Here is a 23790-nt window from a genome sequence, read left to right as displayed (position 1 = left end):
AAAAAGATGCCAACGCATACCCGTATTCGCATGTTTAATACTAAAGAGACTTACCCCAATCAGAGCCTGGATAACGATTTATGTCAGGCGGTTCGCGCCGGGAATACCGTCTACGTGCGCGGTCAGGTGGGAACCGATTTTGCCGGTAACCTGGTCGGTTTGGGCGACCCGCAGGCTCAGGCCGAGCAGGCGATGAAAAACGTCAAACAGCTGCTGGAAGAGGCCGGAAGCGACCTGTCGCACATCGTGAAAACCACGACCTATATCATTGACCCGCGTTATCGTGAGCCGGTGTATCAGGAGGTGGGGAAATGGCTGAAGGGGGTTTTCCCGATCTCCACGGGGCTGGTGATTTCCGCGCTGGCGCAGCCGCAATGGCTGATGGAGATCGATGTGATTGCCGTCATTCCCGATGATTTCGTGAAGTAAGGAGCGACGATGACCTTTTCTATCGCAGCATATTGCCCGGAAAGCGGGCAGTTTGGGATTGCGCTCAGCTCCTCCAGCATTGCCGTCGGCGCCCGCTGTCCCTGGCTACAGGCCGGGGTGGGGGCGGTATCCAGTCAGAACATCACCTTACCGGCGCTGGGTCAGCTGGCGTTAGCGCAGCTGGAACAGGGACTAGCGCCGGATATCGCGTTGCGCAGGGCGCTGGCGGAGGATGATTTCAGCCGCTACCGGCAGATTATCGCCATCGACGCCAATGGACAAACCGCCGCCTTCAGCGGCGATAAAACCCTCGGTATCTATCATGTTGCCGAAGGAGAAAACTGTATTGCCGCTGGAAATATGCTGGCCAGCACGGCGGTTATTGAGGCGATGGTGGCGGGGTTTCAACAGAGCGAAGGCGAAATGGCGCTGCGCCTGCTGGCCGCGCTACAGGCCGGTCTGGCCTGCGGCGGTGAGGCCGGTCCGGTCCACTCTGCGGCGGTGAAGGTCGTGGATGATTATTCGTGGCCGCTGGTGGATTTGCGCATTGACTGGAGCGAGGACGATCCCATCGGCGAGCTGGCCGCGCTCTGGCAGGCCTATGAGCCGCAGATGCAGGCCTATATCACGCGCGCGCTCGACCCGCGGGAGGCCCCCAGTTACGGAGTACCGGGCGATGAATAATGAGCTGCAGTCGATACTGGCAACGCTACTGGCTTTTGATACCACCAGTCGCGAATCCAATCTCGAGATGATCGATTACATAAACCGCTTTCTGAGCGGTTTTGGCATTGAATGCCGGCTGTTCTACGATGACGACGGCAAAAAAGCCAATCTTTACGCCCGCCTGGGGCCGCCGGGGCCAGGGGGGGTAATGCTCTCCGGCCATACCGATGTGGTGCCGGTTGACGGCCAGCGCTGGACGGTCCCTCCTTTTGCACTTACCCTCCGCGATGGCCTGTGCTACGGGCGCGGCAGCACCGACATGAAGGGCTTTATTGCCTGCGTGCTGGCCTCTGTTCCCGCCTTCCTCGCACAACCGTTAAGCATGCCTCTGCATCTGGCCTTTTCCTATGATGAGGAGGTGGGATGTCTCGGCGTCCGCAGTCTGGTGAACCATCTCAAAGCCTCAAAGGATAAGCCTGCGCTGTGCATTATCGGTGAGCCGACGGAGATGCGCCCGGTCTACGGCCATAAAGGCAAACTAGCCATGCGCTGCCATATTCACGGTAAGGCCTGCCATTCGGCCTATGCTCCCGATGGCGTGAATGCCATTGAGTATGCGGCGAAGCTGATTACCCGCTTAGGCGTATTGGGTGAAAAGCTGGCGCTCAGGCAGGATGCGCGCTTCGACCCGCCGTACAGCACCGTACAGGTGGGGCTGATTACGGGCGGCGCGGCGCTCAATATTGTGCCTGAGCGCTGCCAGTTCGATTTTGAAATCCGCCATTTGCCGGATGTGTCGCTCGCTGAGACGCTCTCCGGACTGCAGGCGTATGCCGAAGATGAACTGGAGCAGGCGATGCGCGCGGTGGCGGAGGAGGCAACGATCCGCTTTCAGCCGCTCAGCCAGTATCCCGGCCTGCTGAGCGATCCGCAGTCGGCCTTTGCCGGTTGGCTGGCGCAATGGGCGGGAAATGATACGTTCTCCACCGTCGCCTTTGGCACTGAAGGCGGGCTGTTTGACGAAGCGGGTGTGGCAACCTTGATTTGTGGGCCGGGAAGTATGGAGCAGGGGCACAAGCCGGATGAATTTATTGCCCTGACGCAGCTGGATCAATGTCTGGCGATGCTGGATAACCTGCGCCGCTGGATGGCGGCCTCCTGAATCTTTTGCGCCCGGGGCCGGGCGCATTTCCGTCATCCTCTGTTCCCGCATTTTTTCCGCTCTCTATTTTCGCTCAGGCCGTTCTTTAATTCTCCGCGGTCGTTTCCTGTTGCCCGCCAGCAATAAAAAAAGCTCCGGAATCTGTCCGGAGCTAAATGATTACTGAGGGAATCTGTGGCTTTAAATTTTCTCTTTCACAAAGGCCATCTTCTTGACCGTCTTCGCTCTGGAGAGATAATAATAGACAGGAGAAACAACCAGCAAACCAATAATCCATGATAAGTCAGCGCCGCCAAATGACAGCGCAACAGGTCCGCTGTAGATCGCCGTCGACATAAACGGCACCTCCACGGCGATTCCCAGTAAATAACAGAAAATAGCCGTGGTATTAAAATAACCGTAGATTCCGCCATCGCGTTTAAAAAAGGACTCAACTTCATATTCGCCATGAGCGACCAGATAGTAATCCACCAGATTAATCGCCGTCCACGGCACCAGCACGTATAACAGCACGGTGATAAAGTTGGTGTAGATTAATAAAAAGTTTTCCTGACCATAGATCGCCAGCGATATTTCGAGAATCATCGTCAGGATGGCGGTAATTATTCTGGCGCGGGCCATCGGCGACCAGCCATCAATAAAAGTCTGGCCCAGGGTCAAGGTGCAGAGAACCCCGCAGTACAACATCATGGAGTTCGTGGCGGCGATCCCCAGTGCCAGTACCACAATGACCAGGGCGCCCATTCCACCGGTCAGATCTATAATGCCTTGAATAATATCATCATTACTAATACAGATAGCCACCAGCACGCCGAGGACCATCGGCAGGTAGGATCCTAAAATGCAGCCAAAATAGCTGGCATAAAAAACGCTTTTATCGTTGGTGCTGTAGGGCATATAGCGTGAATAGTCAGAGACATAGGGGGCATAGGCCAGTTGCCACAGCGCCGCTATGGATACCGCGCCGAGGAAGCCAACTTTGTTAAAGCCGCCGCGATCGAGGAAATCAACCGGCAGGCCATGCACAAACACGATCCACAGAAATGTGGCGGCCAGTACAATACCGGAAATCCACGACATAATTCTGGCGTAGGAGTGGATGATTTTATAGCCAAAGATGGTGGCGAATAAACTGAGCGCCCCGACGATAATAATCCCGACGTCGGCGTTCATCGGCTTATAGATAGCGTGCATTGACTGCCCGCCTAATACCAGGCTGGAGGCGGTAAATCCGATATACATTAATACCACGATCGATACCACCAGTACCGACCCGTAGGAGCCAAACTGTCCCTTAGTTTGCACCATTTGCGGCACGCCGAGCCTCGGACCCTGCGCCGAATGTAATGCCATAAAAAGACCGCCAACCAGGCTGCCGATCAGCAGGGCAATCACGGACCAGAAAAAAGAAAGGTGGAAAATGGTCACCGACATGGCACCGGTGATCACGGTTAATAACATGATATTCGAGCCGAACCAAATGGTAAAAAGATCGCCAGGTTTACCGTGTCGCATATTAAGAGGAATAGGTCTTATGGTATTACTTTCGAGGTTTTCAACATGAACGGATTGAGGTTTAGTCATGGTGCTCTCTCATCACTGTAGGGCTAAATCAGCGTTAGATGGATATTCCAATGAGGAGTACAGCTAATCTACTCATCATAACATTTCGTTTACTATTGTCACAATCTCGCATCATTTTATAAATTATTAAAAATGTCGAACGTCGATATAAAAAAAATGCTTTACCTGCGTCCTCGATCCTGAATCAACGCGCTGAATAAACCGTTAAATCTATTTTTTAGCGATTTATGCTGCTTTAATTGATATTTAATAATTAACCCGCTGGAAGGTTATTTTCAGACAGATAAAACTCCGTAGCGATGGCCATTGCCTGGAATGATTGGTTGTACAGTTGAATGAGAAAGGCCTGCTAAATATGTGGAAAAGCGATCATCCTGGTATTAAGCAATGATATTTATGAGGGAATAGTACTTACACTCTGAAAATCAGTCTGTTACACCGTGGTATACAGTGATTGAGGTGTTGAAAGGATGGCCCAGGGCAATAAATTGTCCGTGGCGCTTCACAATGAAATGCATTTATCGGGAGTGTGCAGCAGATCAATATTTACAACACCTGGTACTCTCTTTTCTCTTTATTTTGTCGCGAATATCGCGGCTGGAAACGGCTATCGTCCCCCGCTATTGTGCCGGGGATAACAGCCTCTGACCGGGCAGAGGCTGTCTGTGCTCTCAGCGGTCAGTAGCCGACGGTGTACACCCGGCCGCTCTGTATCCCTTCCACGCTGCGGCGATAGGCCTGAGCAACGGCGGCAGCGGGGACGCTGGTGAAGCCGGGGAAGAAACCGCCATAAGCGGCGAGCGACTCCGCCAGTACGGTGGGGCTTATCAGGTTGATACGGATCCCACGCGGCAGTTCGCAGGCGGCGGCGCGGACAAAGCCCTCCAGCCCGGCATTCACCGTTGTGGCGTTGACGCCCTGGGCAATCGGTTCATGGGCCACTATGCCGCTGATAAGCGTAATCGAACCGCCTTCATTGAGATAATGCTGCCCGGTTAGCGCCAGGCGGATTTGCCCCAGCAGTTTGTCCTGCAGGCCCTGGTTGAAATCCCGGTCCGTCATGGACGCCAGCGGGCCAAAGAACAGATTGCCGGTAGCCGAGACAATCGCATCGACCCGGCCGACTTTTTCGAAGAGAGCTTCGACGCTCGGCTGAGAGGTGATATCCACCTGAAGATCGCCCTGAGTGCGACCTACGCGAATGACTTGATGTTGACGGCTCAGTTCTTCGGCGACGGCGCGCCCGACGGTACCGCTGGCACCAATAACGACGATTTTCATGGCTGACTCCTGATCGGTTGTGAGCCTCTATTCTTTAATGAAACAGTTATCGGATAAACTGGCTAAAAGTTAGATGATTGCTAACCAGAGGTTTGTAATATGGATAAGCTACGTGGAATGGAGACGTTTATTGCCGTGGTGGAGTGCGGCAGTTTTACCGACGCGGCATCGCGGCTGGAGATGTCGGCGGTCATGGTCGGTAAATATATCGCCCTGACGGAGCGAGAGCTTGGCACCCGACTGCTTGAGCGCAACACCCGGCGCCAGAGTTTGACTGATGCCGGGCGCGTCTATTATGAAGAGGCCAAACGGGTACTTGAACAGGTCGCGATTGCCGAAAGCTCGGTTGAACGATTGCGACTGGCGCCGGCCGGGACGCTGCGCATCAGCGCGCCGACCTCTTTTGGCGCCTGCGTGATTGCGCCGCTGACCGCCTCGTTTTTACAGGCGTGGCCGGATGTTCGCATCGAACTGGATCTGACTAACCGGATGATCGATCTCGTCGATGAGGGCTTCGATCTGGCGATCCGTATTGGTGATATTCACCACACCGATCTGGTGGCGAAATATCTCTGTCCTTATCGGATGGTGATTTGCGCCGCGCCCGCTTACCTGGCTCGTCACGGTACGCCAGTCGTACCGGCGGATTTGGTCGATCACCGTTGTCTGTCCCATACGGTGTGGACGGCGCGCAATGAGTGGACATTGCCGGGCGCGCAAGACACGGTGCGCTGGAAGCGCGATGCGATTCTGCGCTGCAATGATGGTTACGGCCTGCGCATGGCGGCGATAGCCGGAGCCGGGCTGCTGCTCCAGCCGGAGGTTTTACTGAGCGAGGCGCTGGCCAGCGGCAAACTGGTGCGGGTGCTGGAGGCCTATACCCCCCATCCGCGTCCGGTACATTTACTCTGGCGTCAGGATCTTCGCCCGCTGCCGAAGCTGACCCGCTTCGTAGAGCATGTGCTGAAAGAGGGAAAACGCTATTTATGAACGGCGGTCAGCGAGACGGCTATTTTAAGGCCGCCTGGCGAAAGCTGGCGCACCTGCGTGCGGCCTGTCAGGCCACGTTGGCACGTTCCGCAGAACCCGCGCCAGAAAACGTTCCTTCTCCCAAACTACCGTGACCGACATCGGCATGTCTCGGCAAATCCCCAATACGCCGTGAAAAATCTGCTGGCCTGCGGTGGCCAGCATGATTCCGGCGGCGGATTTTTTTTCAGTCGCCTAAAGCGTGCTGCCAGTCGGCGATCAGATCCTGCGGATCTTCAATCCCGACGGAGAGACGGATCAACTGAGGCGTGATGCCATTGGCCAGCCGTTGTTCCAGCGGAATCGAAGCATGGGTCATGCTGAACGGTTGGCTGACCAGGCTCTCCACGCCCCCCAGACTCTCTGCCAGCGTAAACAGCTTCAGCCTGCTGATGACCTGCTGCGCATAGGTATCATCGCCTTTCACCACCACGGAAATCATCCCGCCGGGGAGGGCCATCTGCCGGCGCGCCAGCTGATGGTGGGGGTGCGATGCCAGCCACGGGAACCAGACTTTTTCCACCTGCGGCTGCTGTTCAAGCCATTCGGCGAGGGCCAGCGCATTGCTGCTGTGACGCTCCATACGCAGCGCGAGTGTCCGGATACCGCGTAACGTCAGGAAGCTGCTGAACGGGTCAAGTACGCCGCCCACCGCATTTTGCAGATAGCCCAGCTTCTCCGCCAGATCGCGATTGTCACCGACGACCGCCAGCCCGGCGACAACGTCGGAGTGGCCGTTCAGGTACTTGGTCGCCGAATGGACCACGATATCGAAGCCCAGCTCGAGGGGACGGTGGATGACCGGCGAGGCAAAGGTGTTATCGGTGACGCTGATAATATTGTGCCGACGGGCAATCGCCGCGATGGCGCTGAGATCCGCCAGCTTCAGCAGCGGGTTGGTCGGGGTTTCGACCCAGATCATGCGCGTATCCGGCCGAATGGCCGCTTCAATGCCGGCCAGATCGTCGGGCTTGACCCAGCTGACCCGCAGCCCCGCGCTGTGACGGCGGACATTTTCGAGCAGCCGCCAGGTGCCGCCGTAGACATCATCGACGGCCACCAGATGGCTGTCTTTATCCAGCAGCTCGAGGACGGTGGAAATCGCCGCCAGCCCTGATGCAAACGCGTAGCCGCGGGCGCCGCTCTCCAGCTCGGCAATCGCCGTCTCCAGCGCGTGGCGGGTCGGGTTGCCGCTGCGCGAGTATTCATAGCCGGTATGTTGCCCCGGCGCGGGTTGGGCAAAGGTGGAAGTGGCGTAAATCGGCGGCATAACGGCGCCGTGCCCGTCGTTAAAGATGCCGCTATGTACGCTCAACGTATGCAAATTTTTCATCTTTCGTCCTTAGTGTTCAAGTCGGTTGCGCCAGGTCGTCAGCACGTCGCTGCGGGTGATGAGACCCAAAAAGCGTTCGTTGTCAGCGATAACGGCCACCAGGCCGCGATCGAAAATGGCTTTCAATGCGCTTTCCGGCGCGTGTTTATCCAGCGTTTCTACGTTGCGGGTCATCGCCTCGCCAACGGGCAGTGAAAAGCGCCGGCTGTCACCCCCGACGTGGCTGATCAGATCCCACTCGTCGACGATGCCGACGACGCGGCCGTTTTCCAGTACCGGCAGCTGTGAAATGTCATACAGACGCATGCGAGCGAGAATGGCGGCGAGGGTGTCATCCGGGGCGGCGGTAACGGTGGCTCCCTCATCGTGGCGCAGGGCGATAAAATCGCTTAAATCGCCGCGTGTCGGCCGGCTCAACAGGCCCTGCTGGCGCATCCAGTCGTCGTTAAACATTTTGGAGAGGTATTTGTTGCCGCTGTCGCAGGCGAAGGTGAGCACTCGTTTCGCGGTGGTCTGCGCCCGGCAGTAGCGCAGCGCGGCACTCAGTAAGGTGCCGGTTGACGAACCGGCAAGCACGCCCTCGCTTTGTAAGAGCTGGCGGGCGGTCGCGAACGCTTCGCTATCGCTGATGCGATAGGCCGCTCTGACGCCGTCCAGATGGGCCAGCGGTGGAATGAAGTCTTCGCCAATCCCTTCGACCAGCCAGGAGCCTGTTGCACCGTAGCGCCCGGTTTCAACCTGGTCGGCAAGGATCGATCCCGCCGGGTCGGCAAGAATAAATTCGGTTTTTGGCGAGTGTCTGGCAAACCAGGCCTGCAGGCCGCCGAGGGTGCCGCCGGAGCCGACGCCGACGACGATGGCGTCGATATCCCCGTCGAGCTGATCGTATATTTCGGGCGCGGTAGTGGTGGCGTGCGCCAGCGGGTTGGCTTCGTTATTGAACTGGTCAATATAGAAAGCGCCCGGTGTTTCCTCCGCCAGGCGGCGCGCATAATCCTGATAATAGGCCGGGTGGCCCTTATTCACATCCGAGCGGGTGAGGAGCACTTTGGCTCCCAGGGCGCGGAGATGGAAAATTTTCTCCCGGCTCATTTTATCGGGAACCACCAGCGTCAGGGCGTAATTTTTTTGCGCGGCGATCAGCGCCAGCCCCAGCCCGGTGTTACCCGCCGTCGCTTCAATAAGGGTACCGCCGGGTTTTAATTTCCCCAGCCGTTCCGCCTCGTTGATCATCGACAGCGCAACGCGGTCTTTAATCGACCCGCCGGGGTTCTGGTTTTCCAGCTTTAAAAACAGGCTGCAGGGGCCGGTATCCAGCTTATGCAGTTGAAGCAGGGGAGTGTGACCAATCAGGTCGCTAATGGAGTGAAAGACTGACATAACTATTTGCCCATTCGTATCGAGATATTTGAATGGTAGGTCTGCAAAATTGGTAATTTAAAGAATATTTGTCCGCTATTAAGAGCGAAATGGAATATAAGATGCTTTTTAGCCATCCGGAGGGAAAGCCTGTTAGCCGCCTGGGTGTGTTGATTTCCAGATAAGCCCTTTTTTGCCGTATTTTTCACCGGATTATCCCTTTCCTGGCGACGCTTATCTTTATTTCGGCAAAGGATTGGCGAAAATATTCCATAGGCTGCAGGAGATTTTTATGGTTGGTGATTATTATTTTTTCGCCAGCTGCGCAAATTCATTGGTCGCGTCAGCGACGCGCCGCAGGCGCGGCAACAACGAGTAGCGGTCGGCCCGCGCAAAGCACAAAGTCGGCTATTTAATGCCAGTATTGATACATGCTGATGCGGTGTTCTGCATGGTAAGCTCTTTTAATAAGCTGTTCCCCGGAAAGAACAGTAATAAATAATGATGATTTGCAGAAAGGTGATATGTGCCGGAATTTATTTCATTAGCAATAAGCTCGTTTTGGCCGATGCTCTATGCCGGGCTGGTTTTTACTATTCCCATAACCTTAATTTCATTTTTCCTCGGGCTGCTGCTGGGGTTTATTGTCGCGCTGATTCGTTTATATGGCCCGGCACCGTTGAAAAACGTGGTGCGTTTTTATGTCTGGATTATCCGCGGTACGCCTTTGCTGGTGCAGCTGTTCCTGATTTTTTATGCCCTGCCCAGCGTCGGGATCACCCTTGACGCCTTTCCGGCCGCGGTTATCGGCTTTACCCTGAACGTCGGCGCCTTTACCTCGGAGGTGATCAGGGCGACGCTGCTGTCGGTCGCCAAAGGGCAGTGGGAGGCCGCGCACTCTATTGGCATGAGCTGGGGGCAATCGCTGCGTTATATTATTCTGCCGCAGGCGGCGAGAGTAGCGGTGCCGCCGCTGTCGAACACCTTTATTTCATTAGTTAAGGATACCTCGCTGGCCTCGGTCATTACCGTTCCGGAACTGTTTTTAGCCGCTCAGCGTATTGCCGCCGTCACCTATCAGCCGCTTATTCTGTATAGCGAAGCGGCTCTGCTCTATTTATTAATTTGTTCGGTTTTATCATATTTACAGTCCCGGCTGGAATTACGTTTAGAAAGAAATACGGTGGCAAAGGAAGAACATCATGATAACGCTGTCCGGACTTGAAAAGAGTTTCGCCCGCCAGAAGGTGCTGCATGATATTTCGCTAACGATTCCTGAGGGGAGCGTGACGGCGCTGATTGGCCCATCGGGCAGCGGTAAAAGTACATTATTACGCTGCATTAATTTACTGGAAATCGCGCAGGTCGGGAAATTAACGATTGGTAATGAGGAGATTATTTTTTCTCCCGCCGCGACGCCAAAAAGAAAAGACGTTCGGCGTATTTGCCAGCAAACCGGCATGGTCTTTCAGAACTTCCAGTTATTTCCGCATCTGTCGGTGCTGGAAAATATTATGCAGGGGCTGATGGTGGTGCAGAAATGGCCCCGCGAACGGGCAAGGGCACGGGCGGAAGAGCTGCTTGCTAAAGTCGGCCTGGCGCACAAGCGCCATGCCTGGCCGGCGATGCTCTCCGGTGGCCAGCAGCAGCGGGTCGCCATTGCCCGGGCGATGGCCCCCTCGCCGAAAGTGCTGCTCTGCGATGAGCCGACCTCGGCGCTGGATCCTGAACTGGCTCAGGAGGTGATCGCCGTTTTGCGCCAGCTGGCGCAGGAGGGAACGACGATGCTGATGGCGACCCACGATCTTCGGCTGGCGGCAAATATTGCCAGCCAGGTGGTGTTCCTCGAGTCCGGTCAGATTGTGGAGAGCGGGACCTCGCGGGACATTTTTACCCGGGCAAAGAAAACGCGTACGCAGCTTTTTATTTCCACGCTGACCGAGACGTTTCCCGACTCCTGGGAAATTTAAAAAATAACCCGGCAATCCAGATAAAGGAGTGAATGATGAAAGTATTGATGACCGCATTGCTGGCTACCGCCATTCAACTGAGCGTGACGCACGCGGCCTGTGCCGGGGAAAACCTGGCGAAGATAAAATCAGCAGGAGTATTTAAAGTCGGTACCGAAGGGACCTTCCCGCCTTTTACCTATCATGATACTTCCGGCAAGCTGGTGGGGTTTGATGTCGATATCGCGCGTGAAATTGCCCGCCGGATTGGGGTGAAAGCGGAGTTTGTTGAGGGCAAGTGGGACGGTCTGGTGGCCGGGCTGGATGCTAATCGCTACGACGCGGTGATTAATCAGGTCTCGATTACGCCGGAGCGCCAGGCGAAATATGATTTTTCGGTCCCCTATATCACCCCGAAAGCGGTCCTCATCGTGAATAACAACAATCAGGATATTCACACCTTTGCGGATTTGAAGGGCAAAAAGTCCGCCCACACGCTGACCAGCAACTACGCGCAAATTGCCCGTGAAAATGGCGCGGAGGTGGTGGGGACGGATGGCTTTGATCAGTCAATCGCCCTGGTATCACAGGGGCGCGCGGATGCGACCATCAACAGCAACCTCTCGTTCCTCGATTTCAAAAAGCACAAGCCCGACGCGCCGGTGAAAATTGTGGCGGAAAGAACCGATGCTGAACAAGAAGCGGTGTTGATCCGCAAAGGGGAACCGGAGCTGCGCCAGGCGATCGATGCCGCCATCGCCGATATTCGCGCCGACGGCACCTATCAGCGAATTTCCAGGCACTATTTCGGCGCGGACGTCTCGAAATAGCCCCGCGGGCTACGTTAGCACGCTGTTTCTGGCCAGACTCGCCTTGCGGTACTGCAGCGGCGTCTGGCCCATCATCTTCCTGAAGCAGGTAATAAAGTAGGTCACTTCGCGAAATCCGACTTCGGCCGCAATCTCATCCATACTGACGCTGGTGCTGCGCAGGAGATCGCAACTGCGCTTTATTCGGCGCGTCAGCAGATACTCGTGGATGCTGCCGCCCGTTTGCTGGCGGAATATGCGCGAGGTGTAGCTGCGCGACAGGCCCAGCGCCTGGGCGAGTTCATCCAGCGAAAATTTGTTGGCGTAGTGAGCCTCCACCCAGCTCATAATCCGCGACGCGACCGTCTGCTGTCGGGGAATACATGGCTCGGGTAGCGCGGGGAGAAAGCCCATTATCTGCATCACCAGAAAGGCCACCTCGCTGGTGGCGATCTGCCCGCCGTGATACAGCCCGTCAAATTGGGTCAGAATTCTCTCCATGAAAGGGCCGTGTTCGCTGAGGTCGTAAATTTGTGCCGGCGCGTTGCTGGCGGCAAGCGCGGCAAACTGGGCCTGATGGCGCGAAAACCCCCCCATAATGCTTTCAACTACCGACTGTTCAATATGCATCGTGGTGCGGTGGTAGGGATTTTTCTCGCTGTGGTCGACCTGGACTTTGTGCAGGCGAAACGGAGGAAAAATAAACAGGCGCCCCGGGCGAGCGGTGTAGTGCTGATTATCTACCACCACAATGCCATAGCCGCTGGAGATATAGAGGAATTCGACGCACTGGTGCCAGTGGTAGTAAATCGCGCTGGTTGAGCGCAATCGGTTAAAAGAGATCGCCCGGCTATCGAGTGTGATGCGTTCCAGCCGCTGTGGTTCACTCATTTTTCCTCCAGGACAACAGATTTAAGTTTTTACGCCATCATTTGCAATTTATCCCCCCGGCAGCGTGAAATATCCAGCAAAAATGAAATGGCGGTTTAATTTTGTGATTGTGCTCACTTAGCCGCACAAATAAAAGCGACTATTCTTCCTCCCGTTGACGTATAAATAATTTTATAAAATCGAAATAACAATAACTTATCTAATTCTCGTGTCATGACGGGAGGACCTTTTGCAACCTGAAAATATTCATCTGACCAATCCTTTAAGAACCGGCAACGACCTCCGGCAGCTGGTCAATGAGCTGCTGAATGCCGTGTCGCCCAATTTTAAAAATGATGCCAGCCGTGTCGATCTGGCGAATTTCACCGCCCATTACGGGCAACGCGTGGCGAGTATGGAAACCTTCTCGCGCCTGCTGTGGGGCGTGACGCCGCTGCTGGCAGGCGGCAGCGAGCCGCAACAGTTTTCTTTCTACCTGCAGGCCATTAAAAACGGAACCAACCCGCGGCATGCCGATTACTGGGGAGAAGTGAACCCCTACGATCAGCGCATCGTGGAGATGGCCGCCTACGGCCTGCTGTTAGCGCTGGCGGGCGATAGCGTGCTGGCGCATTTCAACGAGCAGGAGAAAGCCCATCTCTGGCGCTGGTTGCAGCAGAGCGAGGCGCAGGCGATCCCGGACAATAACTGGCACTTCTTTCCCATTCTGGTACAGGTCGGTTTTCATCACGCCGGGATGCCGACCAATCCTCAGGTGCGGGAAGCGCATTTTAACGCCATGGAGCGCTACTACCTGGGCGACGGCTGGTATTCCGATGGCCCGGACAGGCCGCGGGACTATTACATTTCGATGGGCTTCCACTTCTACGGGCTGATTTACGCGAAGCTGATGGCCGATATCGACCCGCAGCGCTGTGCTGAACTGCGTCATCGGGCGCTGCTGTTTTCCGCCGACTTTATCCATTTTTTTGCCGACGACGGGGCGGCCGTGCCGTTTGGTCGCAGCCTGACTTACCGTTTTGCTCAGGCGGCCTTCTGGAGCGCGGCGGCTTTTGCCGGACTGGAGGCATTCTCCCCGGGGGTGATCAAGGGCATCGTCCTGCGCCATCTCCGCTGGTGGCTGAAGCAACCGCTGTTCGATCGTGATGGCGTGCTGAGCGTGGGCTATAGCTACCCGAATCTGATTATGGCCGAGGATTACAATGCGCCGGGCTCTCCCTACTGGGCCCTGAAAACCATGCTGGTTCTGGCGATGGGTGAGGATGATCCCTTCTGGCTGGCGCCGGAGCTGCCGCTGCCGCCGCTCGCCGCGCAGCACAGCATCAAGCACGCCGATCAGGTGCTGGTGCATCAGACCGATCATCTGTGGATGCTCACCTCCGGCCAGCTTGAGCGGAATAACTTCGTCAATACCGAAGCGAAATATTGCAAGTTTGCCTACTCCACGCGCTACGGATTCACAATTGAGCGCGGACGCTATGGGTTAAGCCACGCTGCGCCTTACTCCATGCTGCTGCTCTGTGAGAAAGATGATTACTGGCGCGGGCGGCGCGACTGTGACGCGGTGACGACTGCCGATGGCATGATTTACAGCCGCTGGCGGCCGTGGCGCGATGTGGCGATTGAGACCTGGCTTATCGCGATGGGCGACTGGCAGCTGCGCGTACATCGTATCCGCACGGCCCGCGCGCTTGATACGGCCGAAGGGGGATTCGGCGTGCCGAACCGCCCCCTGCCTGAGGTGCAGGACGGGGAGGGCGGCTGCCGGATCATCACCCCTGCCGATACGTCGGCCATTCTCTGCCTGAGCCCGCAAAGGCGCTGCGGCGAGGCGGTACTGACGCCGCCTAACAGCAACCTGCTGTTTGCCGAACGCGCGGCGGTTCCGGTGTTACGCGGTGATTTAGCACCAGGAACACATCTGTTGTTAAGTGCGGTCTGGGCGGGGAATCCCGACACCTTTGCACCGCAGGGTTGTCCACAGGCCTTCATCAGCGATGATGCTGTACGCTTCGTGACGGCACAGGAAGAAAAACATCTTACGCTGTCCCCGGAGAACGTCCTATGACCACTTCATCCTCTGTGCGTGGCGCACAGTACAAAATGAGCACCTTTATCTTTCTCTACTTTTTTACCTGGTCTTCAAGCTTTGGCCTCTACGCGCTGTGGCTGAGCCAGAAAGTCGGCCTCGATAGCATCACCATCGGCAGCGTTTTCGCCATCAACGGTGTGTTCGCGGTGATCCTGAAGCCGGTTTACGGCTACATCATGGACAAGATCGCTATGAGCAAATGGCTGCTCTATTTTGTCTGCGCCGTGTCGGCCCTGATGGCGCCGTTCTTTGCCTTCGTCTATCAACCTCTACTGCAAAGCCACACGACGATCGGCATCATCCTTGGCGCGCTCTATTTAAGTCTTGGCTGGTATGCGGGCGTCGCGGCGTCGGAATCGTATGCCGATCGCTTTAGCCGGCTGTACGGCCTGGAGTTCGGTCGTATTCGCATGTGGGGATCGCTCGGCTGGGCGATGGCCGCTTCCGTTTCCGGGCTGCTGTTCAACTTCACGCCGCTGGCCAACTTTCTGTTGAGCAGCAGCACGTCGCTCCTGATGCTGCTGGTATTAATCAGCCTGAAGATCGGCGATGAGCAGTTGCGTAACAACAGCGTGATTTCGGCGAACAAAATCGTTTTTAGCGACGTGATGCAGTTACTGAAAAGCCGTAAATTCTGGATGTTCAGCCTGTATGTCGCCGGTGTCGCATGGATGATGTTTATTGCTGAGCAGCAGTTTCCGCGCTACTTCGTCTCCTTTTTTGCCACCAAAGAGCAGGGGAATGCCTGGTACGGCTATCTCAGCACCGTGCAGTCCGGTATGGAATTCGTGATGATGATGTTCATTCCGCTGCTGGTGAATCACTACGGCGCAAAGCGGGGGCTGCTGTTCTGCGGCTGCGTTGTCGGGGCCAGGCTGATCGCCTCAGGCTTGACCAGCGATCCGGTGATCATCTCGATTATCAAACCGTTTTATGGCGTCGAAATCGCGCTGTTGCTGATTTCGGTCTTTAAATACATCGCCGAGCACTTTGACCGCAGAGTCAACGCCACGATGTACCTGCTGGGCTATCAGGCGATGATCTACGTCGGTTCTATTGTGGTGGCGCCGCCGGCGGGCTACCTCTACGACAAAATCGGCTTTGAGCATACTTATCTGCTGATGGGCAGCTGCGCTCTGCTGTTTACCCTTATCTCCGCTTTTACGCTCTCGCGCTGTCGCTCGACGTGGGACGCATCGCGACCTTTTTCCCCGGCGCTGGACGCCACCCCGGTTGAACCGGCCAAACATTAATTCAGGAGTTGTTATGTCCAAAAAGGTGATTACCGAAGCCCTCCGCCCCGTCGAGCTGTATCAGGTCGACCGGCTGGCGCTGCGCCAGAAGCTCGATGATGCGCTGGCCCGCGTGACCCGCAAGCTCGATAAAAACATTGTCGCTTTTGGCGATAAATTCCCGGGCGAGGCCTGTGAAAACGGCATCTGGCCGCGTTCTGAAAACGTCGAGTGGACGACCAGCTTCTGGCCGGGCCAGCTGTGGCTGGCGTGGGAAATGAGCGGTAATCCCGCCTATCGCGAGGCGGCAGAGCGCTATCTGCCCTCTTTTGCCCGGCGCATCGAGGAGCGTATCGATACGGCGACCCACGATCTGGGGTTTCTCTATACACTCTCCTGCGTCAGCGCATGGCGACTCACCGGCAATGAGGCCGCCCGCCAGAGCGCGCTGCTGGCCGCGGAAACGCTGATGGAGCGCTTCAACCCGACGGCCAGAATTATTCAGGCCTGGGGGGATCTGAACGACCCGGAACAGCAGGGGCGGATGATCATCGACTGCAATATGAATCTGCCGCTGCTCTACTGGGCCAGCGAGCAGACCGGGGACCCGCGCTATGCGCAGGCGGCCACGGCCCATGCGCAACAGGCGGCGCGCTATATCGTGCGTGAAGACGCCTCGACCTACCATACCTACTACATTGACGTGAACAGCGGCGAGCCGCGTTTTGGCAACACCCATCAGGGCTATAGCGACACCTCCTGCTGGTCCCGCGGCCAGGCATGGGGCATCTATGGCTTCCTGCTCAGCTATCGCTATACCGGTGATAAAAGTATGGTGGAGCTGTCGCGCAGCCTGGCCCACTACTTCCTCAACCGCCTGCCGGAAGATGATGTGTGCCACTGGGATCTGGCCTTGCTCGGTACCGACGCGGTACGCGACAGCTCGGCGGCGGCGATTACTGCCTGCGGTCTGCTGGAGCTGGTCAATGCGCTGCCGGCGCTCGATCAGCATCGCCCGCATTACGAGGAGATGGCGTTGCGTATCGTCCAGTCGCTGACCGATAACTATCTGGCGACCGACGATGACCCGACCGAAGGGCTGCTCAAGCACTCGGTTTATCACATGGGCAGTGGAAAAGGGGTGGATCAGTGCTGCAGCTGGGGTGACTACTTCTATCTTGAAGCACTGATACGTCTGCGCCAGACCTGGTACTCGTGGTGGTAATGGCGAAATGGAGAGAGAGAACATGAAAACGGTAGCGGTCTTATTGGCCCCGGGCTTCGAAGAAGGGGAAGCGATTGTCGCAATCGATGTTTTACGGCGCTTGAAGATCCACGTGCAGACGATTGCCTGCGCGCAGACGCGCGAGGTGGTTAGCTATCACGCTATTCCGATGATGGCGGACAGTACGCTGGCGGAAAGCATGGAGCAGACTTTTGACGCGGTGGTCCTGCCGGGCGGGCCTGAAGGGAGCGTCTTTCTGGCCCAAAGCGAGCAGGTGATCGCCTTCGTACGCCGCCACGATGAGTTGGGTAAATACCTGTGCCCGATTTGTTCCGCCGCGGCGCGCGTGCTGGGGGGCAACGGTCTGCTGAAAGGCCGCCGCTATGTCTGTTCCGGCGAGCTCTGGCGGCAGGTGAGCGACGGCGTATATGTTGACGCCGATGTGGTGGAGGACGGCAATCTGATTAGCGGTCGGGGGCTCGGGAAGGTGTTTGATTTTTCCTTGACGGTGGCGGCGCGTCTGCAGGGCGATGAGGCGGCGGCCCGTGAGCATGCGGAGCATATCTATTACCGCTGGTAGCGCAGGGGGCGGTCGCCGGTTATCTGGCGCGCTGAGGTAAGCAAAAACTGGCCCGGGCAGATGTCCCGGGCTTTAGCGATAAGGCCTGTCGTTTGTACCCGCCCCCCATCGCGGCCAGACAGGTTATTGCCAGGAAAGGGTCATGCTCGCCAGGGGGTAGGCAGAGCCCGGTACCAGAGGTATCGCCGCATCGATGTTTTCTCTGCCTCTGAGGTTGGGTTACGCCATTCGATAACACCAGGTCCGCATCAGTCATACATGGGCGAGAAAATCTTGTCAGCCCATAGACTTCTCCGTTAGTCATGGCTTCGCATATGGCAGAGCTGAAAATCACTTCTTTTACCGATGTTCAAATAATCCGCTGTCGGAAAACATAAATCTGGTTCTGTAATGGTGAGGGTGTCTTTCCTGGTTATGATTTTTATTGCTATAAGGATTTTGTTTTAGATGGGGTTTTATTGTTAATGTTTATTGTTTTAGTTTCAGAGTGGTGAGTGGGGATTTCAAGGGCCAGTGATATAATTTTAGAGGTGGTGTTTTGTAAATAAAGCAGAGTCAGTAGCTTTGGGTTTCTTCGGGGCTTTCAGCTATTCATCGGCATGCCTGTCTTCGGTGGGAGCTGGCGCGGCGAATAGTTTATACAGTCAAGTGGAGATGAATCAGTGCCACATTATTCCCTGATTTATCCTTTCTTTTTTCAATTGCGGAAGGTGTGAATCCAAGAGCCGTGTAAACCAGTAACCCGCTTGTATTTTGATTAAAACAGGAGACGGCAATCTCTGATGCCTGATACTTCTCGCGAGCAATTGAACACATTGTCGCTATTAGATAGCGGCATACTCCCTGTCCTCGGAACTCAGGAGAAATAATTACGTTTCCTATAGAACAGCATCCTCCCTGTTCCCAGCGGTAGATATTTGCAAAACCTACGGGGACTTCATTAATAACAAAAACGGTTGAGTCCTGGCGCTGGGCAATCGCTTCTCGCAATTGAGAGACGGTAAGAGGGAACTCTGCTTTTGGGAAGAAATAGAATAGTTCTGTGGGGTTTTTTATAAAGTTGCATATTATGGCAATGTCTTCCTCTGTTACTGCTCTATGTTTTAACCCCTTTATATTCATCGGTATTATCCCTCAACAAACACTGAAAGTGGATGTGCGAAAATATTCTAATTATTGCATTAGAATAGGTCAATTACAGCATCATCTTTTCGTCTGATTTATTCCCCTCCGGGGAATACCGGAAGGAACGGGTCAGCAAAACCGTTGACGGCCGTTAAAATAATAGCGTGAGAAGGATCAATCTTGTGTCGAAACGGGTCGGGCGAATTCAGCTGAAGATGAACAATTAGCCTGGTAAAGAGAGAATCATTATAATTATGTTTGGCGTTGAGGTATTATATTTCCATTGACGATATTTTATGCTGTTAACGCCGCGGTTTTTATCCAGTGAATTGTGCGCAGATTGTGCGCAGATTGTGCGCAGATTGAGCGCAGTGAGATTCTGATACCGGCTATGAAACAGCAGGGGATTCTCCCCCCGGAACGGCATACCTTTGCAGTTAAGGTCATAGAGCTGACGGTTGGTTGAGTGAGGTGCGAAATCAGGGCGCATCGCTTCCCTTTGCCTGCGGGAAGCCCTCTTTGCTCATCATCTTGTCGGTAGGGGGATGCGGCTCGTGTTGCAGACGTCAGAATTTATTTCGTTGTTGAGCAAAGCAGTACCGTGACAACAGTCCAGGAACGGGCGCACAGCGCAAGCGCGACTGCGGGGGGATGGCTGAGTACCTGTGCTCTTTTTGCATTGGGTGCAGGCATCCGGCAACGTGTTTTTCGTCGATGAATGCTTCATTAACGCGGGGAGAGGCAGGGGTCAGAGACTGCGGCAGCGTGGTTACTTGCCGCCTCCTGTCTTTGCGCAGTGCAAAGCAGTGTATCAATTGAATGTTTATCGCTTAAGGTTTTCAGTATAAAGCTAATATTGCATCCTTTAACAGGAAAACGACGTATGAAGCCAAAACAAGCGGAAATTATCCGTCATTCCATGTCCCTGTTTAACCGGGAAGGGTACCTGTCGCCAAGCATCGACCGAATTTCGGAAAATGCGGGCATCTCTAAAATGACGTTCTACCGCTACTATCCGGATAAAGAAGCGCTCATCCTCGCTATTTTACAGCTGAAAGAATACGAGTTTATGCAGGATCTGCAGAACATTATTGCGGATAAATCCTCGGCGCGGGAGAAGCTGTTTGCCGTCTTTGAATACTACAACAACTGGTTTAAGTGCGAGGATTTTCATGGCTGCATGTTCACCCGCGCACTCTTCGAATATGGCACTTCTTCCCAGTCCATCCGGATGACCTGCTCGACGTTTAAATCACGCCTTTACCAGTTTTTTCGCGACATTCTGGTGAGCGTATTAAAACCGGAGCCGGCGGAACGGGTGGCGATGATGATGGTCATGCTGATCGATGGCGCAATCGCCGCCCTGCAGGCTGAGTCATCTGAGTGCCGGGAGATCCCCCCGGGAATGACGGCCTGGAGTGCGGCGAAAGCTCTTATTTATTCCGAAGGCGGGACGCTCTGATCATCGCACCGTGTTGGGTATTTCAAGTGCGCGTAACGTCTCCAGCAGGCGATCGTAGTAATCGTTGCAGGTTTGCAGTCGCAGCGCGGCGCCGAAGTACACTTCCTCCATCGCTGCCGGATGTCTTTTACCTGTCGGTACGATAACGTTATTCAGCCATCCATCGGCGTGCCCGATATCAACCGTGATGTGTTCAGCATAATAATGCACATCGCGTTCTGTCATGCCAATACGCAGGCAACCGGCGACCAGTTTTTGATACTGGGGGGGATCGAGTAATTCAGTCATCGCCATCACGCCAGGCGATTTGTAGTAGTGCTGCCGGTTCACGCCGTCAGGCATGAAAGCGTTATATCCCGCAAGCCCTTGCCAGTCATACAGATGGGTAAAATGATTATCGGGTAAGGCAATATCCCGACGCTTCAGTAAATCCTTATACAGATTGACGTGCGTGATTTCATTGTTCCTCGATAACGTGCGCCTGACCAGCCGCGATAACAGCAGAACCCCTTTCCAGTGGAATGATGGTCCTAACGCTGGTTTCACTCGCGGCAAGCCCTGGTTTCACATCAATCCAAACTATGTGCAAATCAATGCCGAGCGCGAGTCGGCCCAGGGAGATTCGGTGCTGAATGACTATAAAAAAATGATTCAGCTGCGTCATAAAATTCCGGCGCTGGTGTATGGCGCCTATCAGGATCTCAATGCCCAGGATAATACTGTCTATGCCTGTACGCGAATCCTGGGCAGGGAGCGCTATCTGGTCGTAGTGAACTTTAAAGAGCAGCCTGTTCGCTATCTCCTGCCGTCCAGTGATGCCATCGAGCAGGTTGTTATCGAGACTAATCAGCATAACGATACGCCGCAGGGAAGTACCTCTATCGCCTTAAGCCCATGGCAGGCGGGCGTGTATAAACTGCATTAATCAGGAGAGCGGGGCATTCATTTACGCATCACAAATGATTCGGGAGGGGCGGGCCAGCGTTCAGCATCGCTATTTTACAGCGAGGGCCCGCTGGGGTGTTGAACAGCGCGCTTGTCGCGCTGGCCCCGGAGGGGTGAGCGGCGCGCCGCGAATAATCGAACGAAGTTCGATGAAGAGTCCGTGCTGCAGAAAGCAAAAAACCAGCCCTCAGGCTGGTTTCTTTAAATAAGTGGTGCCCGGACTCGGACTAACGCCGCAGGCGTTGAACAGCGCGCTTGTCGCGCTGGCCCCGAAGGGGTGAGCGGCGCGCCGCGAATAATCGAACGAAGTTCGATGAAGAGTCCGTGATGCAGAAAGCAAAAAACCAGCCATCAGGCTGGTTTCTTTAAATAAGTGGTGCCCGGACTCGGACTAACGCCGCAGGCGTTGAACAGCGCGCTTGTCGCGCTGGCCCCGAAGGGGTGAGCGGCGCGCCGCGAATAATCGAACGAAGTTCGATGAAGAGTCCGTGTTGCAGAAAGCAAAAAACCAGCCCTCAGGCTGGTTTCTTTAAATAAGTGGTGCCGGACTCGGAATCGATGCTTTGCTTTATTCTTATGATTTACAAGTAAAATTTTTGATGTGGTTAAAAATGTACCCTCATTTGTACCCTCTGTCCCACCTGTTACGAATTTAAAAACCGAATCGGGGACGGCAAGGGGATGGTCATATGAGGATGATGTGTAGATGCTTCATTATGGTCTTATGTCTGGCGACGCACCTGGTGCGTCACAAGGATCCAGTAACAAACCACCAGAAGAAAAGCACCAGGTACGCCTGCTTTATTTTGGCCATAAGTAGTTGAGATGGCAAGGCGTTTGTTTAGCCCCTTCACTGGTAATGAAATTCCACTTATGTGCAGACAGGTAAATCATCCTGACTACTGCATGGATGCCAGCGTGCCAGGGTAGTGGTGGGCGATGATGTCATTCAGCTTATCAACCAGCTCTGCCCGCTTAAATGTGATATGCGCTGTTCCCTTCTGAAAGTACTTAATAGAAAACATCTCATCTTCATGGCCCAGTCCAGAACAGTTTTACCGCCGATACTGCTGGTCAGCGTCGATATATCGGCAACGTGTTGTATCAGTGTCTCAATTTGTTTAAGTACGTTACTACGTCCGATGATGATGCGTTCAATGCTGGTGGAGCAAATTACGTCAGTATGGTCAGTTAACACTTCGGATTCGGTGAGAGTAAGTTCTGACATGGTTCTCCTTCCTTATATAAAGCAAAGCGCCAGCCGATGAAGGCTGGCGTTTATGCGTAAGGTTAATATCGGATAGCGATTATTCTGACCGGATGTGTTGCAGAGACTGAGTATATCGGAATGAGGGTCTACCAGTCGAAAGTGGCAAAGCCGGGCAGCAATTCGCCCAGAGCATCCAGAAGGATAATTCTGATGGCGTGGAGACGTATCAGCGTCACGATTAGCCGACGGCAGGGCTTCGATAATCCCCGCTTCTTAAGCTGGAGTACCGGGTACTGCCAGGAATCCAGATAAATCAGATAGCCGGATCCGGTATAACTTATCCATTCACTGTCACCATGGTCTTCATGTTGATGTGACAATGTAAACAGCAGGGTGTTGTCGTCTTCGGTAATATGCGCGGTGCTGCACTGGATCCCGTTCAGACGGGTGGTACGTGGTAGCGGATCTTCAACAACCAGCTTTCCGGGAGTATCAGCAACACGAAGTGAATAACCGTTATCGCTGACCACATTCATCAGGTCGGCCAGTTCAATCCCGTCAATATCTACAGCGATCCGGCCCATATTGAGGGCCAGTACGTTGATGGCATCGGCTTCCACGGTCAGAGAGAGTTTCATTGCCCGGCCTCACTGTATTTACCCGTCGTGATATCAGTAATCGCTCTGTAGCCATGGCGGGTCATCAGCCCAGTTTCTTTTCGGGCCCGCAGGATATCGATACTGCCGATAAGCGGTGACTGTGTGTCTGCGCTGAAACCGTGACGATCGATACGGACCAGTTTGTATTTTTCGACGATAAGATTCACCGCATCACACAGGGTGATCCCGGTGCCAATATGCTCCTGGATCACGCCATCGTGGCCAAACGGTGTGTCGTTAAGCGTAAGACCGTAGTGCTGATCCAGCAGGTACGTCAACAGAGTCTGCCAGATTTCAACGGGAGACGGGCGCGACGGCGCCGCCCGTGTGGGGGAGTCTGATAATATTTTCATGGTGTGATCTCTTTATGGATGGTGCTCTACGGCGCAGGGGTTATGCGGCAGTAGCAGGCGTTGTGTAAATCGCGAGGTAAAGGTAACCGTGTGAGCCGAGGGTATCGGCCTCGCAGGTCAGACCTTTTGCATACAGCGTGACGCAGTGCTGATGACGGGGATTCAGTTCACCGCTGGTAAGCATTAACTCCAGCTGTTTCATCAATACCGGGAAAGCCTGGTCAAGATGGCGCAAATCCGCATCGCAGAACTGACCATCAAAGTTCGCACGGTCAGCCAGATAATTCAGCCGATTCCCCTCCTGGACCAGACGGGCCCCAAAACACGGAGAGACACTGCGCCTGAGCCCCCACCAGGGTTCGCTGATATCATGCGTTGTTATCGTGGTTTTCTTCGACAAAATGTAGTCCTTCTT

23 protein-coding genes and 2 pseudogenes are annotated in these 23790 nt (G+C 54.8%); 13 read left to right on the top strand and 12 right to left on the bottom strand.

Going from position 1 to position 23790, the window contains the following annotated elements:
- The first annotated feature begins 6 nt into the window (after positions 1–6).
- The 3 genes from MC50_RS04680 to argE are packed head-to-tail and all read left to right on the top strand — an operon-like array spanning position 7 to position 2257.
- Positions 7–429 (top strand): RidA family protein, encoded by a 423-nt coding sequence (locus tag MC50_RS04680; protein WP_004867660.1) that lies wholly within the window; start codon positions 7–9, stop codon positions 427–429.
- A gap of 9 nt (positions 430–438) precedes the next feature.
- Complete coding sequence (locus MC50_RS04675; RefSeq protein WP_032690712.1) at positions 439–1113, top strand: DUF1028 domain-containing protein; 675 nt, start codon at positions 439–441, stop codon at positions 1111–1113.
- Positions 1106–2257: an acetylornithine deacetylase gene (argE, locus tag MC50_RS04670; RefSeq protein WP_047663506.1), complete on the top strand. Its 1152-nt coding sequence runs from the start codon at positions 1106–1108 to the stop codon at positions 2255–2257. The genes MC50_RS04675 and argE overlap by 8 nt, the downstream gene beginning before the upstream one ends.
- Positions 2258–2437: 180 nt before the next feature.
- Here the strand turns inward: argE and MC50_RS04665 are convergent, their stop codons facing one another.
- The gene (locus MC50_RS04665; RefSeq protein ID WP_032697571.1) at positions 2438–3841 is read right to left on the bottom strand and encodes a purine-cytosine permease family protein; all 1404 of its coding nucleotides are present in this window, start codon (positions 3839–3841) and stop codon (positions 2438–2440) included.
- A 678-nt stretch (positions 3842–4519) separates the two neighbouring features.
- The gene (locus tag MC50_RS04660) at positions 4520–5122 is read right to left on the bottom strand and encodes a short chain dehydrogenase (RefSeq protein ID WP_032690716.1); all 603 of its coding nucleotides are present in this window, start codon (positions 5120–5122) and stop codon (positions 4520–4522) included.
- Positions 5123–5221: 99 nt separating this feature from the next.
- Here MC50_RS04660 and MC50_RS04655 point away from each other — a divergent pair, with 99 nt between their 5' ends.
- Positions 5222–6112 carry a LysR family transcriptional regulator gene (locus MC50_RS04655; RefSeq protein ID WP_046853448.1) on the top strand — a complete coding sequence of 297 codons (891 nt, stop codon included), beginning with the start codon at positions 5222–5224 and terminating at the stop codon, positions 6110–6112.
- Between the two features lie 226 nt (positions 6113–6338).
- Here MC50_RS04655 and MC50_RS04650 read toward each other — a convergent pair whose 3' ends face one another.
- Together MC50_RS04650 and MC50_RS04645 are read right to left on the bottom strand one after the other, a co-directional pair.
- Positions 6339–7484, bottom strand: coding sequence for a trans-sulfuration enzyme family protein (locus MC50_RS04650; protein ID WP_047663505.1), 1146 nt, complete (start codon positions 7482–7484; stop codon positions 6339–6341).
- A gap of 9 nt (positions 7485–7493) precedes the next feature.
- A complete protein-coding gene (locus MC50_RS04645) occupies positions 7494–8870 on the bottom strand; it encodes a pyridoxal-phosphate dependent enzyme (RefSeq protein WP_181950508.1) in 1377 nt (458 codons plus the stop codon).
- 541 nt (positions 8871–9411) lie between these two features.
- Between MC50_RS04645 and MC50_RS04640 the strand changes: the two genes are divergently transcribed.
- From MC50_RS04640 to MC50_RS04630, 3 genes are read left to right on the top strand one after another with little or no spacing between them, the layout of a single operon-like run.
- Complete coding sequence (locus tag MC50_RS04640; protein ID WP_049268324.1) at positions 9412–10068, top strand: amino acid ABC transporter permease; 657 nt, start codon at positions 9412–9414, stop codon at positions 10066–10068.
- Positions 10046–10813, top strand: a complete 768-nt coding sequence (locus tag MC50_RS04635; RefSeq protein WP_047663504.1) for an amino acid ABC transporter ATP-binding protein — start codon at positions 10046–10048, stop codon at positions 10811–10813. The genes MC50_RS04640 and MC50_RS04635 overlap by 23 nt, the downstream gene beginning before the upstream one ends.
- Before the next feature lie 35 nt (positions 10814–10848).
- Positions 10849–11622: an amino acid ABC transporter substrate-binding protein gene (locus MC50_RS04630; RefSeq protein WP_032690722.1), complete on the top strand. Its 774-nt coding sequence runs from the start codon at positions 10849–10851 to the stop codon at positions 11620–11622.
- A 9-nt stretch (positions 11623–11631) separates the two neighbouring features.
- Here MC50_RS04630 and MC50_RS04625 read toward each other — a convergent pair whose 3' ends face one another.
- Positions 11632–12492 carry an AraC family transcriptional regulator gene (locus tag MC50_RS04625; protein ID WP_032690723.1) on the bottom strand — a complete coding sequence of 287 codons (861 nt, stop codon included), beginning with the start codon at positions 12490–12492 and terminating at the stop codon, positions 11632–11634.
- 229 nt (positions 12493–12721) lie between these two features.
- Here MC50_RS04625 and MC50_RS04620 point away from each other — a divergent pair, with 229 nt between their 5' ends.
- Genes MC50_RS04620 through MC50_RS04605 form a run of 4 tightly spaced genes read left to right on the top strand, consistent with a single transcriptional unit; the run spans position 12722 to position 17621 of the window.
- A complete protein-coding gene (locus MC50_RS04620; RefSeq protein WP_102990865.1) occupies positions 12722–14560 on the top strand; it encodes a DUF2264 domain-containing protein in 1839 nt (612 codons plus the stop codon).
- On the top strand, positions 14557–15837 hold the full coding sequence (locus tag MC50_RS04615; RefSeq protein ID WP_047663503.1) for an oligosaccharide MFS transporter: 1281 nt from the start codon (positions 14557–14559) through the stop codon (positions 15835–15837). Before MC50_RS04620 ends, MC50_RS04615 begins: the two co-directional genes overlap by 4 nt.
- Before the next feature lie 13 nt (positions 15838–15850).
- Positions 15851–17041 (top strand): glycoside hydrolase family 88 protein, encoded by a 1191-nt coding sequence (locus tag MC50_RS04610; RefSeq protein ID WP_032697580.1) that lies wholly within the window; start codon positions 15851–15853, stop codon positions 17039–17041.
- Positions 17042–17063: 22 nt separating this feature from the next.
- Positions 17064–17621 (top strand): DJ-1/PfpI family protein, encoded by a 558-nt coding sequence (locus MC50_RS04605; RefSeq protein WP_032697581.1) that lies wholly within the window; start codon positions 17064–17066, stop codon positions 17619–17621.
- Positions 17622–18257: 636 nt separating this feature from the next.
- Here the strand turns inward: MC50_RS04605 and MC50_RS04600 are convergent.
- Positions 18258–18743, bottom strand: a complete 486-nt coding sequence (locus MC50_RS04600) for a GNAT family N-acetyltransferase (RefSeq protein WP_032697582.1) — start codon at positions 18741–18743, stop codon at positions 18258–18260.
- An 886-nt stretch (positions 18744–19629) separates the two neighbouring features.
- On the opposite strand from MC50_RS04600, the gene MC50_RS04595 reads away from it, so the two are divergent.
- Complete coding sequence (locus MC50_RS04595) at positions 19630–20208, top strand: TetR/AcrR family transcriptional regulator (RefSeq protein ID WP_047663502.1); 579 nt, start codon at positions 19630–19632, stop codon at positions 20206–20208.
- On the opposite strand, the pseudogene MC50_RS04590 reads toward MC50_RS04595, so the two are convergent.
- Positions 20209–20673 (bottom strand): annotated as a pseudogene (locus MC50_RS04590) (iron-containing redox enzyme family protein); the annotation flags it as partial. It abuts the gene before it with no gap.
- Here MC50_RS04590 and MC50_RS29355 point away from each other — a divergent pair.
- Positions 20660–21133 (top strand): alpha-amylase family glycosyl hydrolase, encoded by a 474-nt coding sequence (locus MC50_RS29355; protein WP_444547675.1) that lies wholly within the window; start codon positions 20660–20662, stop codon positions 21131–21133. The pseudogene MC50_RS04590 and the gene MC50_RS29355 sit on opposite strands and share 14 nt — an antisense overlap.
- 919 nt (positions 21134–22052) lie before the next feature.
- Here the strand turns inward: MC50_RS29355 and MC50_RS28790 are convergent.
- The 5 genes and pseudogenes from MC50_RS28790 to MC50_RS04560 form a co-directional block, all read right to left on the bottom strand.
- Positions 22053–22178, bottom strand: a complete 126-nt coding sequence (locus MC50_RS28790) for a DUF4942 domain-containing protein (RefSeq protein ID WP_223306642.1) — start codon at positions 22176–22178, stop codon at positions 22053–22055.
- A pseudogene (locus MC50_RS28785) lies at positions 22175–22381 on the bottom strand (DUF4942 domain-containing protein); the annotation flags it as partial. The gene MC50_RS28790 and the pseudogene MC50_RS28785, both read right to left, overlap by 4 nt.
- A 128-nt stretch (positions 22382–22509) precedes the next feature.
- Positions 22510–23001, bottom strand: coding sequence for a DUF5983 family protein (locus MC50_RS04570; protein WP_044349294.1), 492 nt, complete (start codon positions 22999–23001; stop codon positions 22510–22512).
- Entirely contained in the window at positions 22998–23375 is a 378-nt protein-coding gene (locus MC50_RS04565; protein ID WP_044349292.1) for a TA system toxin CbtA family protein, read from the bottom strand. The genes MC50_RS04570 and MC50_RS04565 overlap by 4 nt, the downstream gene beginning before the upstream one ends.
- Before the next feature lie 40 nt (positions 23376–23415).
- Complete coding sequence (locus MC50_RS04560; RefSeq protein ID WP_044349290.1) at positions 23416–23775, bottom strand: type IV toxin-antitoxin system YeeU family antitoxin; 360 nt, start codon at positions 23773–23775, stop codon at positions 23416–23418.
- Positions 23776–23790: the final 15 nt, after the last annotated feature.

It is taken from the genome of Klebsiella planticola (assembly GCF_000783935.2).
GTDB lineage: Bacteria > Pseudomonadota > Gammaproteobacteria > Enterobacterales > Enterobacteriaceae > Klebsiella > Klebsiella planticola.
This window is presented reverse-complemented; position numbering and strand designations above follow the sequence as displayed.

Bases quoted from the DNA above. Each gene is read 5' to 3' on its own strand.
- MC50_RS04680 (WP_004867660.1), top strand. From the start codon at position 7: ATGCCAACGCATACCCGTATTCGCATGTTTAATACTAAAGAGACTTAC.
- argE (WP_047663506.1), top strand. From the start codon at position 1,106: ATGAATAATGAGCTGCAGTCGATACTGGCAACGCTACTGGCTTTTGAT.
- MC50_RS04565 (WP_044349292.1), bottom strand. From the start codon at position 23,375: ATGAAAATATTATCAGACTCCCCCACACGGGCGGCGCCGTCGCGCCCG.
- MC50_RS04640 (WP_049268324.1), top strand. From the start codon at position 9,412: ATGCTCTATGCCGGGCTGGTTTTTACTATTCCCATAACCTTAATTTCA.
- MC50_RS04570 (WP_044349294.1), bottom strand. From the start codon at position 23,001: ATGAAACTCTCTCTGACCGTGGAAGCCGATGCCATCAACGTACTGGCC.
- MC50_RS04665 (WP_032697571.1), bottom strand. From the start codon at position 3,841: ATGACTAAACCTCAATCCGTTCATGTTGAAAACCTCGAAAGTAATACC.
- MC50_RS04675 (WP_032690712.1), top strand. From the start codon at position 439: ATGACCTTTTCTATCGCAGCATATTGCCCGGAAAGCGGGCAGTTTGGG.
- MC50_RS04605 (WP_032697581.1), top strand. From the start codon at position 17,064: ATGAAAACGGTAGCGGTCTTATTGGCCCCGGGCTTCGAAGAAGGGGAA.
- MC50_RS04650 (WP_047663505.1), bottom strand. From the start codon at position 7,484: ATGAAAAATTTGCATACGTTGAGCGTACATAGCGGCATCTTTAACGAC.
- MC50_RS04615 (WP_047663503.1), top strand. From the start codon at position 14,557: ATGACCACTTCATCCTCTGTGCGTGGCGCACAGTACAAAATGAGCACC.
- MC50_RS04660 (WP_032690716.1), bottom strand. From the start codon at position 5,122: ATGAAAATCGTCGTTATTGGTGCCAGCGGTACCGTCGGGCGCGCCGTC.
- MC50_RS04655 (WP_046853448.1), top strand. From the start codon at position 5,222: ATGGATAAGCTACGTGGAATGGAGACGTTTATTGCCGTGGTGGAGTGC.
- MC50_RS28790 (WP_223306642.1), bottom strand. From the start codon at position 22,178: ATGTTTTCTATTAAGTACTTTCAGAAGGGAACAGCGCATATCACATTT.
- MC50_RS04635 (WP_047663504.1), top strand. From the start codon at position 10,046: ATGATAACGCTGTCCGGACTTGAAAAGAGTTTCGCCCGCCAGAAGGTG.
- MC50_RS04595 (WP_047663502.1), top strand. From the start codon at position 19,630: ATGAAGCCAAAACAAGCGGAAATTATCCGTCATTCCATGTCCCTGTTT.
- MC50_RS04610 (WP_032697580.1), top strand. From the start codon at position 15,851: ATGTCCAAAAAGGTGATTACCGAAGCCCTCCGCCCCGTCGAGCTGTAT.
- MC50_RS04630 (WP_032690722.1), top strand. From the start codon at position 10,849: ATGAAAGTATTGATGACCGCATTGCTGGCTACCGCCATTCAACTGAGC.
- MC50_RS04600 (WP_032697582.1), bottom strand. From the start codon at position 18,743: ATGAATATAAAGGGGTTAAAACATAGAGCAGTAACAGAGGAAGACATT.
- MC50_RS04625 (WP_032690723.1), bottom strand. From the start codon at position 12,492: ATGAGTGAACCACAGCGGCTGGAACGCATCACACTCGATAGCCGGGCG.